This is a genomic window from Pseudomonas sp. 05L36, from assembly GCF_056398125.1.
The window spans coordinates 1-15,787 of sequence record NZ_JBFTOU010000030.1; the positions used below are offsets into that span (position 1 = coordinate 1).

16 protein-coding genes are annotated in these 15,787 nt (G+C 57.7%); 9 read left to right on the forward strand and 7 right to left on the reverse strand.

The features are described from left to right. Together AC1DKH_RS25335 and AC1DKH_RS25340 are read left to right on the forward strand one after the other, a co-directional pair. The coding region (locus tag AC1DKH_RS25335) for a hypothetical protein (protein WP_477799641.1) at positions 1 to 609 on the forward strand (609 nt) is incomplete at its 5' end. Positions 610 to 691: 82 nt separating this feature from the next. Next, positions 692 to 898: a co-regulatory protein PtrA N-terminal domain-containing protein gene (locus AC1DKH_RS25340; protein ID WP_477765321.1), complete on the forward strand. Its 207-nt coding sequence runs from the start codon at positions 692 to 694 to the stop codon at positions 896 to 898. A 124-nt stretch (positions 899 to 1,022) separates the two neighbouring features. Here the strand turns inward: AC1DKH_RS25340 and AC1DKH_RS25345 are convergent, their stop codons facing one another. The 3 genes from AC1DKH_RS25345 to kynU form a co-directional block, all read right to left on the reverse strand. Continuing rightward, complete coding sequence (locus AC1DKH_RS25345; protein WP_477799642.1) at positions 1,023 to 2,435, reverse strand: amino acid permease; 1,413 nt, start codon at positions 2,433 to 2,435, stop codon at positions 1,023 to 1,025. Between the two features lie 85 nt (positions 2,436 to 2,520). Continuing rightward, positions 2,521 to 3,834, reverse strand: coding sequence for an OprD family porin (locus AC1DKH_RS25350; protein WP_477799643.1), 1,314 nt, complete (start codon positions 3,832 to 3,834; stop codon positions 2,521 to 2,523). Positions 3,835 to 3,934: 100 nt separating this feature from the next. Next, complete coding sequence (gene kynU, locus AC1DKH_RS25355) at positions 3,935 to 5,185, reverse strand: kynureninase (protein WP_477799644.1); 1,251 nt, start codon at positions 5,183 to 5,185, stop codon at positions 3,935 to 3,937. 209 nt (positions 5,186 to 5,394) lie between these two features. Here kynU and AC1DKH_RS25360 point away from each other — a divergent pair, with 209 nt between their 5' ends. Next, positions 5,395 to 5,868: an Lrp/AsnC family transcriptional regulator gene (locus tag AC1DKH_RS25360; protein ID WP_477788747.1), complete on the forward strand. Its 474-nt coding sequence runs from the start codon at positions 5,395 to 5,397 to the stop codon at positions 5,866 to 5,868. Between the two features lie 14 nt (positions 5,869 to 5,882). Here the strand turns inward: AC1DKH_RS25360 and AC1DKH_RS25365 are convergent, their stop codons facing one another. After that, on the reverse strand, positions 5,883 to 6,896 hold the full coding sequence (locus AC1DKH_RS25365) for an AraC family transcriptional regulator (RefSeq protein ID WP_477799645.1): 1,014 nt from the start codon (positions 6,894 to 6,896) through the stop codon (positions 5,883 to 5,885). A gap of 374 nt (positions 6,897 to 7,270) precedes the next feature. On the opposite strand from AC1DKH_RS25365, the gene antA reads away from it, so the two are divergent. The 3 genes from antA to antC are packed head-to-tail and all read left to right on the forward strand — an operon-like array spanning position 7,271 to position 10,194. Next, positions 7,271 to 8,662, forward strand: coding sequence for an anthranilate 1,2-dioxygenase large subunit (gene antA, locus AC1DKH_RS25370; RefSeq protein ID WP_477799646.1), 1,392 nt, complete (start codon positions 7,271 to 7,273; stop codon positions 8,660 to 8,662). Beyond that, a complete protein-coding gene (gene antB, locus AC1DKH_RS25375; protein ID WP_477765316.1) occupies positions 8,662 to 9,153 on the forward strand; it encodes an anthranilate 1,2-dioxygenase small subunit in 492 nt (163 codons plus the stop codon). The genes antA and antB overlap by 1 nt, the downstream gene beginning before the upstream one ends. Positions 9,154 to 9,171: 18 nt before the next feature. After that, on the forward strand, positions 9,172 to 10,194 hold the full coding sequence (gene antC, locus AC1DKH_RS25380; RefSeq protein ID WP_477799647.1) for an anthranilate 1,2-dioxygenase electron transfer component AntC: 1,023 nt from the start codon (positions 9,172 to 9,174) through the stop codon (positions 10,192 to 10,194). 96 nt (positions 10,195 to 10,290) lie between these two features. Here the strand turns inward: antC and kynB are convergent, their stop codons facing one another. Both kynB and AC1DKH_RS25390 read right to left on the reverse strand, forming a co-directional pair. Further along, on the reverse strand, positions 10,291 to 10,944 hold the full coding sequence (gene kynB / locus AC1DKH_RS25385) for an arylformamidase (RefSeq protein ID WP_477755813.1): 654 nt from the start codon (positions 10,942 to 10,944) through the stop codon (positions 10,291 to 10,293). 216 nt (positions 10,945 to 11,160) lie between these two features. Continuing rightward, positions 11,161 to 11,322, reverse strand: coding sequence for a DUF2986 domain-containing protein (locus AC1DKH_RS25390; RefSeq protein WP_108218102.1), 162 nt, complete (start codon positions 11,320 to 11,322; stop codon positions 11,161 to 11,163). 439 nt (positions 11,323 to 11,761) lie between these two features. Here AC1DKH_RS25390 and AC1DKH_RS25395 point away from each other — a divergent pair, with 439 nt between their 5' ends. After that, positions 11,762 to 12,844, forward strand: a complete 1,083-nt coding sequence (locus AC1DKH_RS25395) for a 2OG-Fe(II) oxygenase (RefSeq protein ID WP_477799648.1) — start codon at positions 11,762 to 11,764, stop codon at positions 12,842 to 12,844. Positions 12,845 to 13,051: 207 nt separating this feature from the next. On the opposite strand, the gene AC1DKH_RS25400 is transcribed toward AC1DKH_RS25395, so the two are convergent. Then, positions 13,052 to 13,801, reverse strand: a complete 750-nt coding sequence (locus tag AC1DKH_RS25400; RefSeq protein ID WP_477799649.1) for a hydroxypyruvate isomerase family protein — start codon at positions 13,799 to 13,801, stop codon at positions 13,052 to 13,054. Positions 13,802 to 14,180: 379 nt separating this feature from the next. On the opposite strand from AC1DKH_RS25400, the gene AC1DKH_RS25405 reads away from it, so the two are divergent. Beyond that, a complete protein-coding gene (locus tag AC1DKH_RS25405) occupies positions 14,181 to 14,813 on the forward strand; it encodes a dihydrofolate reductase family protein (RefSeq protein ID WP_477799650.1) in 633 nt (210 codons plus the stop codon). A 129-nt stretch (positions 14,814 to 14,942) separates the two neighbouring features. Beyond that, positions 14,943 to 15,737, forward strand: coding sequence for a glycosyltransferase family 2 protein (locus AC1DKH_RS25410; RefSeq protein ID WP_477799651.1), 795 nt, complete (start codon positions 14,943 to 14,945; stop codon positions 15,735 to 15,737). The last annotated feature ends 50 nt before the right edge of the window (positions 15,738 to 15,787 follow it).

Here is a 15,787-nt window from a genome sequence, read left to right on the forward strand (position 1 = left end):
TTGGGCGTTGTATATTTTCATCTTATCGCCTGCTGCGTGGCAATCGGGCTGGTTTTGACCAGTGACATTGCAATGGTCAAGCAACTCCTGAAGGGCGATGCATCAGGTCACCATGATGACGCGCACATGGACAGTCTTCAAAAAACCGTATCGCTTGCACTTGTYGCGCTCTGGATTACAGGCATTGGTATTGTCGGGATCGATTATGCCGGCAAGGGGATGGAGTATTTCCTCAATCCAAAAWTRCAAGCCAAAATCGGCATCGTTGTRCTGTTGACCGTTAACGGCTTCGTGTTGCATCGCGCTGTATTGCCGGCGCTGAAAAAAGCCGGTTCGTTACTGARACTCTCCTTCAGCCTGCGCATGCTGGCGCTGTTCTCGGGGGCGTTCTCTGGCGTGTCGTGGTTCTATGCCGCCATGYTGGGYGTTGGTCGTCCGCTGGCCTGGAAGTACTCGCTGGTGGAGTTGCTGGCAGCCTATCCGGTGCTCATCGTCGCTGGGTTCGGGATGATGGTAYTGCTCACTGCCTGGGCCAAAAACAGAGACACCGAAGCGCACATGGAGCAAGGCACCAGGACTCCAGGAAACGCCGCCCTGGCTGGCTGGTAATTCCAGGTTGAACAAGGACGTTCAGCGCTAGCCAATGAATCCCGCTTTAACTGTTAATAAAGTCTCACTTGAGGATATCCAAATGAAATCCATGAAAGTTCTCTTCGTAGTCGCCACTCTGACCGCTTCTTCTCTGGCGATGGCCACAGGTGGCGGTGATCGGACCTTCGCACGCATGGAGTCGGCCCGGACAGTCTCGATGAAAGCCTTCCAGGTTGCCCAGAAACAGAAGGCTGAAGCCGCTGTAGCTGAAAGCAAAGCCAAGGCAGCCGACCGCACCAACAGCTGATCTGTGGTGCGGCCTCAAGCCTCGAATGCAGCACCCAAGCCAGCTGACCTTCACGACAGGGTCATAACGGCAAGGCAAGCCTTGCAGCTTGAAGAATGCCCGTATCGTGAGATACGGGCATTTTTTATGGGGCCAGTATTTTTCGCTCTTGACGCGTGACCGCCCGGGCTTTCCTGAAGAAAATACCGTAGACAATCGACAGCACCAGCAGAAACGGCACACCGAACACCAGGGTCATCTTGAAGGCTTCAGTGAAGTAGGTGGTGATCATCACCGCCCCCATCAGCACCAGCCCCAGCAATGTGCTGTAGGGAAACAGACGCATGCGGAACGACAGTTTGCGGTTGCCATTGCGTTCGTGAAAACGACGGAAACAGAAGTGCGTGAGGAAGATCATGAACCAGGTAAAGATCGCGCCGAACATCGAGATCGCCATCATCAGGGTGAACGAACTTTCCGGGTACAGGATGTTGAGCAACGTCGCCAGGGCGATACCTGAACTGGAGAGCAACAGCGCGTTCAACGGGATCCCGGTCTTGCTCAATACACCCATGGATTTTGGCGCGTAGCCGGCACGGGACAGGCTGAACATCATGCGCGTGGTGATGTACAGCTGACTGTTCATCGCCGACAACGCCGCAATCAGGATCACGAAATTCATCACGCCGGTGGCGCCGGGAATGCCGATGGCTTGCATCACCGTGACGAACGGACTCTGGGCATGGCCAGCCTGGACCCAAGGAACGATTGCCAGCATCAATGCCAGGGTCAGCAGGTAGAACACCACCAGGCGCACGATAGTCCCGCGAAAAGCTTTCTTCACCGCTTGTTCCGGGTCTTTTGCCTCTCCGGCAGCCACCGCGATCATCTCCACGCTCAGGTAGCTGAAGATCGACACGATCACCGCGATCCACATCCCTTGCAGTCCATTGGGGAAGAAGCCGCCGTGAGCGGTGTAATTGTGCACGCCGTAGTCCGGATTGCCGGAACCGAACACCACATACACCGCCAGGATGATGAAGCCGACAATCGCGCCGATCTTGATGGTCGAGAACCAGTATTCGAAAGTGCCGAAGGTCTTCACGCTGATGGCATTGAGCACGATCAGCACGCTGGAGAACGAGACGATCCATATCCACTCCGGCACGTTGGCAAACCAGTACTTCATGTACATCGCCACCGCCGTCACTTCCGTGCCCACCGCGAGCACAATCGCCGCCCAATAGGCATAGCGCACCAGGAACCCGGCCAGCGGGCTGACATAAAATTCGGCATAGGCACCGAACGAACCCGAGGTCGAATGGGCCACGGTCATTTCCGCCAGGCAGCCCATCAGCAGTAGCGTGATAATGGCGCCAATCCCATAGCTGAGCAACACGCTCGGCCCGGCATAACCGATGGCATAGGCGCTGCCCATGAACAGCCCGGTGCCGATTGCACCGCCAATGGCGATCATGCTCATCTGCCCCGACGTCAGCTGACGCCGCAGGCCGTGTTCACGGTTGGATATCGTTTCGAAACCGGAGTTATCGGTCATTTTTATGTCCTCTGGATTTTGTCTTTCTTGAAGAGCACGTCGTGGGTTTAACGGTGGGGATCAGCCACGCACAGCAGGACACGGATCAGAAAACACTCAGTGGATACTCGATGATCACCCGGACTTCGTTGTTGTCCGTGGTGTCGGCACGGGCGACCTGCGCGGTGGAACGCACACTGGCCTGACGCACGCGTATTGAAAGATCCCTGGCCTTGCCCGACTGCACGACATAGCGTGCCTCGAGGTCGCGCTCCCAGCGCTTGCCGTCATCGCCGTAACGTCCATAGGCACCATTGGGTCCGCCGTCGTAATGGCTGTCATCGATATGGTCACCACTGACGTAACGCGACATGAAGCTCAGGCCCGGCACGCCGAAAGGTGCCATGTCCAGGTCATAACGCAGTTGCCAGGAGCGTTCGTTGGGGGCGTTGAAGTCGAGGACCTGAATCGAGTTGGCGAGGAAAATCGAAGTGCCCGGTTGCTGATCGAACCCCAGGTAATCGAACGGCTCGTCGCCATCGACCCGCTGGTACGCCAGGGTCAACCGATGGGCACCGAATTTGTACGCGGAGGACAGCGACCAGGTGGTGTTGTCGATCTTGCCGGCCAGGCTCTGGCCGCTGTCGTTGGTGCGATAGAGATTGAAATCCAGGTTCAGCGACTGGCCTTCGCCAAGGGCAAAGGTGTAGTTGGTATTGGCGTAGTACTGGCGCCAGATGTCGGTGAACTGCGAACCGTACAGGCTGACACTCAGTTGATCGCTCAGGGCATAACTGCCGCCCAGATAATCGACGCTGCGGGTTTCCACGCCGGCGTACAGCGCTTTGAGCGCGCCATTGGCATTGGTCGAATTACTGTCGTTGCCAGCGGTGAAGTGACCGATGTCCAGTTGCAATGCCTTGAGTTCATTGCTGGTCAACTGAAAGCCGGTGGCAACACTGGTGAACAGTCGCGCATTGCCGGTGCCGAACACCGGGTTGAGCGGGGTCAGGTTGCCGTACTTGAGTTCGGTCTGCGAAATCCGTGCCTTCACCGCACCGCCCGCTTCGCAATACTCATCCTCAGGGCGGCCATCGGAATCGACCGGCAACAACCCCGTACCCGTGCGTCCCTTGCCACTGTCGAGCTTGAGGCCCAACTGCGCATAGGCATCGACCCCGAACCCCACCGTTCCCTGGGTGTAGCCGGAGCGGTAATCGAGCATGATCCCGTGGGCCCACTCGTCCCGATAGTTCTGACCGCCCGGGTTGTTGAGGTTATTGCGGTAGAAATAGAAGTTACGGTTGGTCAGGGTCAGGCTGCTGTCTTCGACAAATCCGTTGTCGGTTGCGGCACAGGCCATTTGGCCCAGGCAAATGGAGATGGCGAGCGGCAAGGCAGGCCAGAGGGACAGTTTCATTCTGCGTGCTCCTTATTATTGTGATTGCAGAACTGATGATTGGGCGAGAGAAACCCCGCCGCGGGGAAATTCCCGCAGCAGGAAACGGACGCCGCAGGGTTCAGGTCACGCTGTGACGAACCTGGAATTGCGCTTGCGACCAGGTGTTCTGGTCGAGGATCTCGCCGAGAATCTGTACCGCATCCCAGACTTCGGTGAAGGTCGTGTACAGCGGGGTGAAACCGAAACGCATGATGCGTGGCTCGCGGTAATCACCAATCACGCCACGCTCGATCAGGGCCTGGATCACCGCATAACCTTCGGGGTGTTCGAAGCTGACATGGCTGCCACGCCGGGCGTGCTCACGCGGCGTGATCAACTTCAGTTCATGAGCCGCGCAACGCTGCTCGACCAATTCGATGAACAAGTCGGTCAGGGCCAGGGATTTGCGGCGCAGGCTGGCCATGTCGGTCTGGGCGAACACGTCCAGGCCGCACTCGACCATCGCCAAAGAGGTAATCGGCTGGGTGCCGCACAGGTAGCGCGCGATGCCGCTGCTCGGCTCGTAATGCGACTCCATGGCGAACTGCCGCGAGTGGCCGAACCAGCCGGACAGTGGCTGCGGCACCAGATCGCACAACTGTGGCGAAACCCAGACAAAGGCCTGCGAGCCCGGCCCGCCATTGAGGTACTTGTAGGTGCAGCCGATGGCGTAATCGGCACCCGCCCGATGCAGGTCGACCGGTACCGCGCCCGCGGAATGGGCCAGGTCCCAGATCGCCAGCGCGCCACATTCGTGAGTCAGCGCGGTCAGGGCCTGCATATCGTGCATGTAGCCGGTCTTGTAATTGACGTGGGTGAGCATGACCACTGCCGTGTCCTGGTCAATCGCTTGCGGCAGCTCTTCAGGACTGTCCACCAGGCGCAGGGTGTAACCCTGTTGCAGCATTTGCGCGAGGCCTTCGGCGATGTACAGGTCGGTGGGGAAATTGCTCGATTCGCTAACAATCACTCGCCGCTGCGGCGACCTGGTGGCCTGTACGCGCAAAGCGGCGCTCAGCACTTTGAACAGGTTGATCGAAGTGGTATCGGTCACCACGACTTCACCCTCCCCCGCACCGATCAAGCCCGCCAGGCGGTTGCCCAGACGCTCGGACAGCTCGCGCCAGCCTGCGCTGTTCCAGCTGCGGATCAAGCCATTGCCCCACTCCTCGGCGACCACCGCTTGCGCCCGCGCCAATGCAGCGACCGGCCGCGCGCCCAGGGAATTGCCATCGAGATAAATAACGCCCTCGGGGAGCGCAAACTGCTGGCGCAGGGGTGCCAGCGCGTCCTGGGCATCAAGTGCCAGGCAACTGTTTCTTGTCGTCATCGGGTGTCCTGTTTTTTGTTATGCGACGCCATCCGGGCAGGTTGCATCAGCCGGTTCAGGCGCCCTGATTCAAGGCGCTTCACTTGCCTTTCGGTGGAGAGATAATGAACGAACCTTTGAAGAATTTTCGTGCAAAGTAACCGGTCATGTAGTAGTTATTTCGCAGAATATTCGAATCAAACCCCAATAAACGCGGATTTATTCAAACCATGAATCTTGACTCGACAGACCTGCGAATCCTGCATCAATTGCAACAGGATGGCCGCATCAGCAATCAGGAATTGGCGGAGAAAGTCGCCTTGTCACCGTCGGCTTGCCTGCGTCGTTTGCGCCTGCTGGAAAGCGAAGGAATCATCACCGGCTATCGCGCGGTGCTGAACGCCGAACGGCTGGGCATTGAACTGGAAGCCATCGTTCATGTGTCGCTGCGACAGGACGTCGAGGACTGGCACGAGACCTTCATCAAGAAGGTTCAGGAGTGGCCGGAAGTGGTCACCGCCTATGTGGTTACCGGGGCGAGCAACTATGTGTTGCGGGTTCAGGCCCGCAACCTCAAACACTTCTCGGATTTCATCGTCAATCACCTCAACCGTACCGCCGGCGTCACCGATATACGTTCGGAAATCGTCCTGCAGAAAATCAAGGAGCGCGAGCAATTGCTCGATCTGGTAGTACGCAAGTAAGGCCGGGGCGCCCTTCAGAGCCCGTGCTGGCGCCGGGCTTCGTTGCGCTGCAAGGTCATGCTCGGGGTTTCGTCGAACAGCTTGCGGTACTCGGTGGAAAACCGCCCCAGGTGCATGAACCCCCAGCCCATGGCGATCCCGGAAATATTGCGTGCCGAACCGTGTTCAAGAATCTCCTGGCGCACGGCGTTCAAGCGGTATTTTTTCAGGTAGACCATCGGCGACACGGCGAAGTACTTCTTGAACGCATCGAACAACTTGAAGCGCGAAACACCGGCTGCGGCCTCGATGTCCTCCAGGTGCAACGCTTCGCGGGCGTTGTCGTGGATGAACTGTCGAGCCCTGATCAGGTAGTGCGGCAACTTCACGCCCAGCACATCCCGCAGCTCCTGCGAATAGTTGTTGGGCTGGGCGAGGATCAAGCCTTTGATCAGCGAGCTTTCAATGTCCCGGGTGAAAGCCACCTGTTCGAAGAGTTCGCTGCTGCGCTCCAGTTCGTCGATGAAGTAACGCGCCATGCGCCACCACGATGCCGATGCGCCATCGATTGCATCCATGACCGGCTCAAAGCGCAGCGGTGCGTCCAGAGGACGTTGCAACATGCCCTCCAGCGCTTCGCTCATCGCCACTCGGGTAATCACCACCTGAACCTTGCGACAGTCACCGGAGATCGCCAGCAGCTGGTTTTCATTGGGCGACACGATGACCCCTTGATCGCGGTCGGACCTGAGCACGCTGCCATCCTTGCTCAGCTCCTGTTGGCCCACCAACGGCAGGCTCAGGCTGTAGCTGCTGAAGTGCTCGGCGTCTTCGATATCAATGGTGACATCGGTACCGTATTCGATAGTGCCCAGGGTGGTGGCCATCGATTTGAACATGTTGGCGTTGTGATGAAAGCGGATCCGTTCGGGGGTCGCGCTCACCAGTCGATGGGGTCCGCAGATACCGGACATCCAGTTTCTGGCGGCCTCGAGGTCATCGCTGTCGACACGAATGTCGCGAAACTGCGGATCCACTTTGCTGCTCATCACGGTGCACTCACAGGCAATTTTTTCGGCGCGCTCTGACGGCGCGTACCAGGCTGGAAAGGAGCAACTTCCACGCCATAAAACGCCGGCGGCCACTCAACGGATAGTGATCGGCAACTAAACGGATAAGGCATGGCTGGCGAAGCCGGAAAAACCCTCGATCCGCACTCGACGTAGTGCAAAACAGTATCCGATTGCCGCAATCAGGTGCAGCCGTTTATCACTTGGTGCGGAATTTGTGTCATCGCTGCCCAACCGACTGTTACCCGCCCCCCAATTTTACGGACTGCCTTCGCCAACTTATCGGATAGACCGCCACCCGCCCCGCTCCTCTAATGAGCGCACCGATTAGCCCAATAAAAAAGGTGCACACCATGAGTGGCGAAAAAAACGTCGAGCAGTGGAAAACGTTTATCGAAAGCTGCCTGGATTTCCGCCCGGCAGAAGGTGTATTCCGCATCGCCCGGGACATCTTCACCGAGCCGCAGTTGTTCGATCTGGAGATGGAACTGATCTTCGAAAAGAACTGGATCTACGCCTGCCACGAAAGCGAGCTGGCCAACAACCACGACTTCGTGACTATGCGCGCCGGCCGCCAGCCAATGATCATCACTCGCGACGGTGACGGTCAGCTCAATGCGCTGATCAATGCCTGCCAGCATCGCGGTACGACGCTGACCCGCGTCGGCAAGGGCAATCAGTCGACCTTCACCTGCCCGTTCCATGCCTGGTGCTACAAAAGCGATGGCCGCCTGGTCAAGGTCAAGGCACCGGGCGAGTATCCGGAAGGCTTCGACAAAGCCACACGCGGCCTGAAAAAGGCGCGTATCCAGAGCTACAAGGGTTTCGTTTTCATCAGCCTCGACGTCACCGCGGACAACAGCCTGGAAGACTTCCTCGGCGATGCCAAAGTGTTCTTCGACATGATGGTCGCCCAGTCGCCGACCGGTGAGCTGGAGGTACTGCCCGGCAAGTCGGCCTACACCTACGACGGCAACTGGAAACTGCAGAACGAAAACGGCCTCGATGGGTATCACGTCAGCACGGTCCACTACAACTACGTGGCCACGGTGCAGCACCGCCAGCAGGTCAACAGCGAGAACGGCACCGCCGCCAGCGGCACCCTCGACTACAGCAAGCTCGGCGCCGGTGATGCCAATACCGATGACGGCTGGTTCGCCTTCAACAATGGCCACAGCCTGCTGTTCAGCGACATGCCCAACCCGTCGGTGCGCTCCGGCTACGCGACGATCATGCCGCGCCTGATCGAAGAACACGGCCAGCAAAAGGCCGAGTGGATGATGCATCGCCTGCGTAACCTGAATATCTATCCGAGCCTGTTTTTCCTCGATCAGATCAGCTCGCAATTGCGCATCATCCGCCCGGTGGCATGGAACAAGACCGAAATCGTCAGCCAATGCATCGGCGTCAAGGGCGAGTCCGATGCCGATCGCGAAAACCGCATTCGCCAGTTCGAGGACTTCTTCAACGTCTCGGGCCTGGGCACACCGGATGACCTGGTGGAGTTCCGTGAAGCCCAGCGTGGTTTCCAGGCGCGCCTGGAGCGCTGGAGCGATATTTCCCGCGGCAGTCACCGCTGGGCCACTGGCGCCACGCCCAACAGCGAGGCGATCGGCATTGCCCCGGCCATGACCGGCACCGAATTCACCCACGAAGGGCTTTACGTCAACCAGCACCGCAACTGGCAGCAATTCCTGCTCGATGGCCTGGACGCGAAATCCCTGAAACTCCGTGAGGTGCAATGATGAATGCGCAATTGCAGTACCAGATCGAACAGTTTTTCTATCGCAAATCCGAACTGTGCGACGCTCAGGACTGGGATGCCTACATCCAGCTGTTCGCCGAGCACAGCGAGTTCCACGTGCCGCAATGGGACTCCGAACACGTCTACACCCGCGACCCCAAACGCGAAATGTCGCTGATCTATTACCCCAATCGTTCAGGCCTGGAAGACCGCGTGTTCCGCCTGCGCACCGGCAAGTCCGCGTCCTCGACGCCAATGCCGCGCACCTTGCATCAGATCAACAACGTGCGGATCGGCGAGCTTGCAAACGGCGAGCTGGAGGTGCGGCTGAACTGGCACACGTTGTACTACCGCCTGGCGACATCCGAGCAGTTTTTCGGCCGCGCGACCTATCACCTCACGCCACACGCCGATAGCTGGCTGATCACTCGCAAGCATGTGCTGCTGCTCAACGACACCATCAACTCGGTACTCGATTTCTACCACATCTGAATCCAAGGAGACCGGGGCATGAACCATAAGGTCGCGTTCAGCTTTGCCGACGGCAAAACGCTGTTCTTTCCCGTACAACCCAACGAAATCCTGCTCGACGCCGCCCTGCGCAATGGCATCAACATTCCCCTGGATTGCCGCGAAGGCGTCTGCGGAACCTGCCAGGGGCGTTGCGAGTCGGGCGATTACAGCCAGGACTATGTGGATGAGGAAGCCCTCTCCAGCCAGGACCTGCAACAACGCAAAATGCTTACCTGCCAGACACGGGTCAAATCCGACGCGGCGTTCTATTTCGACTTCGCCTCCAGCCTGTGCAATGCCGCCGGCCCCGACCGACTCACGGCAACGGTCAGCGACGTCAAACAAGTCTCGGCCAGTACCGCGATCCTGCATCTGGATCTGGGTCAGGTCGGGCAATCACTGGATTTCCTGCCGGGACAATACGCCCGGTTGCGGATCCCGGGCACCGAGAACAAGCGCTCTTATTCGTTCGCCAATCGGCCGAGCGCCAGCAATCAGCCGCAGTTTCTGATTCGCCTGCTTCCCGACGGGGTAATGAGCAACTACATCCGCGAACGCTGTCAGGTGGGCGACCAAATCGTTCTGGAGGCACCGCTGGGGGCTTTTTATCTGCGACACGTCGCCAGGCCGCTGATCCTGGTGGCCGGTGGCACCGGTCTTTCTGCATTGCTGGGCATGCTCGACGAGCTCGCCGAACGCGGCTGCGAGCAACCCGTGCATTTGTACTACGGTGTGCGCGATGCAACCGACCTGTGCGAGCAGGCGCGCATCCACGCGTATGCGCAACGCATCCCGGGGTTGCGCTACACCGAGGTGGTCAGCGAGCCGTCACCGCACTGGACCGGCAAGCGCGGCTACATTGCCGAGCACTTCGACGCCGCTGAACTGCGCGATGGCGAGGTTGATATGTACGTCTGCGGGCCACCGCCGATGGTTGAGTCGATCAAAACCTGGTTACAGGCCCAGGCACTGGACAGCGTGCACCTGTACTACGAAAAATTCACCGAGAGTAATGCCTGACATCGCTCACCCGAATGGGGCGCCGGAACCGAGCGCCGGAACCGGGAGCCAGGTTGGTGCCCGGCTCCGGCGTCCACTTCGGATCTGTTGAATGGGTTACCCGCGTTGCGACGTACTCAGCGGCCGCAGAATCGCCCTGACCGGACTGGCGTCCAGATGAGCAAAGCGCAGCGGCAAGGCGATCAATTCATAATCGCCTTCCGGGACATCGTCCAGCACGATGCCTTCAAGAATCGCCATGTGATGGCGGGCCACGGCACCGTGTGAATCCATGGTCCTGGATTGCTGGGGGTCCAGTGACGGCGTATCGATGCCAATCAACCGCACACCCAGGCTCGCCAGCAAGTCGATGGTTTCCCTGGCAACGGCCGTGAACCCTGAATCCCAGGCTGTCAGCGGCGCTTGTCGATAGGTGCGCAGCAGCACGCGCTCGGGCACGTCGTGCAAACGTCCTTGCAATTGCCCGGGCTGCACCAGTTCGCCGCTGTCCAGACAATGCAAAACGCGGCAAGGCCCGATATAGACGTCCAACGCCACATCGCCAATCGGCGCACCATCAGCGCTGTAATGCAGCGGTGCATCGACGTGGGCGCCGGTATGCGGCGACAGGGTGATGCGTCCGACATTCACCGGACACTCGGGACCGTAGGTCCAGACGCGTTCCTCCTGGAACGGCGTGTCACCCGGCCAGGTCGGCGTTTCGGTACTCAAGGGTGGACTGATGTCCCACAACGTTGTTTTTTTTGTCATCGCAATGCTCACCGGATTTACCGAGTGAAATGATACGAGCGACAGCGGTGAAGATTCGTGCAAAAACCTTGGGTAACCGTGTGGGCTTTCGCACAAACCGCCGTGGATGAGCGGGATTGCGGCAGGAAATTTCAACGCGTGTCGCTTTCACAAAGTTCGGTGCAGGGCTCTCTCAAACGCCATACCCGCCCTTCTTGTGGCGAACGACGATATGGATCAGCTCTCAGCGCAAATGCTGGAGTCCTGACTGGACTCAGCAGCCAGTTTCAATCGGTCCGCTTTACTGATGTATTTTGACTTGCTTTTCGGTGCCAATTTGGCACTGGCTTTTTTGGCGTTAGCCTTTAACAACTGGTTTATTTTTTTACGACGGTTCATGTTTTCCTACTCCTTTTGCAAGTGCTTGAATGATATCAGCTTAAAGTGCCTGGCCAGTTCCCTGTTCAGGTCCAGGCTGCGTGAAAACGCATGCACCGTTTTAAAGTCTGCGTTACTACATGAAATCTGTCAGCGTTTGGTCAGGCAGCCGAGCAATCGCGATCTGGGCAGCTTCAACAAGACTGAACTAGTTTTACCTGCAGGCTTCGAGTGCCTGGAGTTCTTCCTGCACCGGCATCGCAGTGAGTGGTGCGTAAGCCCATTTGTACGCGTAATGCTGTTCAGTTGAGGAAACTGTAGGAGCGAGCTTGCTCGCGATGGACTCAAGAGCGCCGCGTATAGCCAGTAAATACGCGTTATCGTTAACGACCATCGCGAGCAAGCTCGCTCCTACAGAGGACCACAATAGCGATCCACTGCCTGCCGGCAAGGAGTTGTGATGCGCGCCACAGCCTTTTCAATCGGTGGACCTGCCCCTTGGTTCCATTGCCGCACTCAACAAAGAGAGCGCTTTTGTTTCGACACTATTGCCGGTCGGTATGTCGTGCTTTGTTTTTTTGGTTCCGCGGCTGATCCCGCATCAATTAAAATTCTGGAGGGTGTTCGGGCCCATCGCCAGCGGTTCAATGACGATCACGTCTGCTTCTTTGGTGTTTCCGTAGATCCCGAGGATGAAAAGCTGAAGCGGGTAGAAAGTGCGATACCTGGCATGCGCTTCATCTGGGACTTCGATCGGTCAGTCAGTCAGCTCTACGGTACATTGCAGCCAGACGGCAGCATCAGGCAAATGACCTGCGTGCTGGATCCTGCGCTGCGTTTCCTGGCCATCATCCCGATAGAGGCACCGGTTGATAACCATATACCCTCGTTAATGCGCTTTCTGGATAGATTACCCGCACTGGCTGCGCCACATGCCGCCACACCACACGCCCCTGTCCTGGTGATTCCCCGTATATTTGAGCCCAAGCTGTGTAAAGCACTAATACGTTATTACGACGAACGTGGCGGAGAGGAATCCGGGTTTATGATGGAGCAGTCGGGTAAAACCGTCTACATCACCGACCATGGCCACAAGCAACGTCGTGACTGCGTTATTGAAGACAAGGCTCTATCCAAAGCATGCTCGCTGCGTATAGCCGACCGTTTGCTTCCAGAGCTACACAAAGCGTTCCAGTTCAATGCCACTCGAATGGAGCGCTATCTGGTGGCCTGCTACAACAGCGATGAAGGCGGGCATTTCCGGCCCCATAGGGATAACACCACGAAGGGTACAGCGCATCGCCGTTTTGCCGTTTCCCTGTTTCTTAATTCCGGAGAGTACGAAGGCGGTTTTCTGCATTTTCCAGAGTTTGGAAAAGCGCTTTACAGCGCTCCAACAGGAGGGGCTGTGGTGTTTTCGTGTTCACTTTTGCACGAAGCCACGCCTGTAACCCAAGGTCGCCGCTATATGTTTCTCCCGTTTCTATACGATGATGCCGCTCGCGTCATTCGAGAAGAGAATCTCCCATTTATTGGAAGCTGACTCGTGTGCAACACAACTCAGCTGTCATTACAGACGGCCTTGAATGCCAGCTCGTTGTCAGTGCAGTCGGTACATCGAGGGCGACCCGAGTATCGATCCGGAATTTGAGCGAAACCGGGGCGATGCATCAGGCAGAAATCGGCCATCAAGCGCCTTTCAAATCTCTCCACCTGAGGAGTGCATCAGGGTAACGGGTGCCCGCAAGTGCTAAGCACTTAGCTGCTTGATCCAGTCCAGGCTCGCAACGGTAGAGCCGCAAGGACGGTATTCACACCCGATCCATCCTGGGTAGCCACGCTGCTCCAGCGCTGCGAACAAGGCAGCAAAGTCGATGCTCCCCGTTCCCGGTTCGTGACGACCCGGACAGTCAGCAATTTGCACATGGACGGTTCGGTCATAAAATCGAGCCAGAACATCTGCTGCGTCTGCGGTCAAAAGCTGGGCATGGTAAAGATCGAGAATCAGCCCGACACTCGGGAAGGTCTCCAGCACCTGTTGCGCTCTGCTGAAGTCAGACATGTAATAGCCCGGCATCTCCTTCGAACTGATCACTTCGATAAGGGGCCGCAACCCCTGATCTTCGAAGTACTTGACTGCATACGCAAGGTTGCTCCCGAAGATAAGCGCAGCCTCATCCTGCGTCGTAACTCCAGACATGATGTGGACATCCGAACAAGCCAGCACCTTTGCATAACGGGCGGCCTGGACCAGGCCAGCGCGAAACTCTTCTTCCTTGCCTTGCAGGGCTGCAATGCCTTTGGTGACGCCCGCCGGTGCGGCGAACTGAATCAGAGGAAGAGCGTATTGAGCCAAGTGGTCGGCCAGGAGACTGGCGTCGAATTCATAGGGCGACGGAAACTCCACCGCCCGAAATCCAGCGGCGGCGGCGGCTTCGATGCGTTGCAGAAAAGGCAATTCATTGAATTGAAAACCGAGATGAGCATTGAACTTGAGCATTGGGTAAACATCCATCCTGGGAAGAAACGAAAAGCCTGGAACATCCTTTGTGGCTCCGACACTACACTATCGTAAGTGGTCCATACAGACAGACCAGAGCTAGCCAGTGCCTACCCTGCGTCGCTCATCATCGAAAACCGGGCGAAACAAATCAGATCGCAGATCTTCGACTGACTGGCTACCGCATTACATCGTGCGTCCACCAGCGGCCACTGGAAAACAGGGGCTTATCGCAATGCATTCCCACGAGAAATAGAAAACCGCGCAGCTTGTTGTCGATTTCACAGCGTCCGGTTCGACTATCTATCAGGGAATGGTCCCAAGGGATCGCAGATTTCCCTGCCTGAACTTTTTCATCCGGATGAATCAGGAGAAGAACATGCGCACACTCACCGTTGCCGCGTTCGTGAGTCTGGACGGCGTCATGCAAGCGCCCGGCGGGCCTGAAGAGGACACCAGTGGTGGATTCCGCTTCGGTGGCTGGATCGTCCCCTACGCCGACAAAACCACCGGTCAGGCCGTACAGGACCTGTTCTCCCAGCCGTTCGAGTTGCTGCTGGGACGTCGTACCTACGACATCTTCGCCGCCTATTGGCCACACATTCAGGCCGACTCCACCCACCACACCATTGCTGATCTATTCAACGGCGTACCCAAGCACGTGGCCACCCATAGCGCCGATTCGCTGGCCTGGCAGAACAGTCATGCGCTGCAGGGCAACCTGGTCGACGCGATCAGCGCGCTCAAGCGCCAGGACGGTCCTCAGCTACTGACCCAAGGCAGCGGCGAACTGGTGCGCCAACTGCTTGCCGCCGGCCTGGTGGACGAGTTGCGGCTGATGATTCATCCCATCCTGCTGGGGCGCGGCAAGCATTTGTTCGACGACAATGCACAAGCGTCGGCCTTCACCTTGCTGAACTCGATCAGCTCGCCCGGGGGCGTGCTGATCGCCCGTTACGTCCGCAGTGGCGAGGTGCGCACTGGCACATTCGAGGGCGTCAGGCAGCGATAGCCTGCGCCCCTGGCAAGCGGCTCAAAACCCTGTGCCCGCCTCGACACCAACGGCCCAGGTGAAATTAAGCCTGGGCTAAGGTTGCCTCTGTTAGTCTTCGACGCTTTTAAGTCGTCGAGCATTTCGAAGATGGATAGTGTCGATACAAACGCCAAGCCACCGTTCAGCATCGTTCTGGTTAATTACAAAACCCTTGATTTGACCAGGATCTGCCTTGACCTGTTGCGCGAGCCTGTACGCAAAGCCGCAATCCCGGTCTGGGTGGTGGATAACGGTTCGGCGGACGCCAGCGTCGAGTATTTGCGCTCACTCGACTGGATCAATCTGGTCGAACGGGATGCCCCGACCAAAGAGCCGGGCCACATCGCCCATGGCAAGGCGCTGGACATGGCACTGACCAGGGTTGATACCGACTATCTGTTCCTGATGCACACCGACACGTTTGTCTTCGATGCAAACGTCTTCGCGATGATGATGGACCACTGCACAAAAGATCGAAACGTCGCAGCGGTCGGTTGCACGGAACAACTCAACCGCGGACTGCCAAGGACCGTGTGGCGCTTCACTTCACGCCTGCTCAAGCACCATTACCGGCGCCTCAAGCAATCGCTCGGCCTGCGATCAAAAGAGCCAAAACCCTACAGGGAAACTTACTTGAAAAGCTTTTGCACGCTATGGAATTGCAGGCTGATGAAGCAGCAAGGTCTGCATTTTCAAATCGACGACCGTGTGCCCGGTTATGAGTTGCAAGACCGGGTGATCGGGCTTGGCTACAAGGTCGTGTTTCTGTCGCCCGGCAAAATCTTCAAGTACCTGGACCACGTCCAGGCCGGCACCGTTGCCGCTGCTGGCGGTTATGGCCAGGATCATCGACGGACCAAGATGTACCAGGACATTCTCAAGCGCTTCAGTGCCAACACCTAGATGCCTTGAACAAACCTGCGCCCCCAAAAAAGCCCACTGACCGTTGCCGG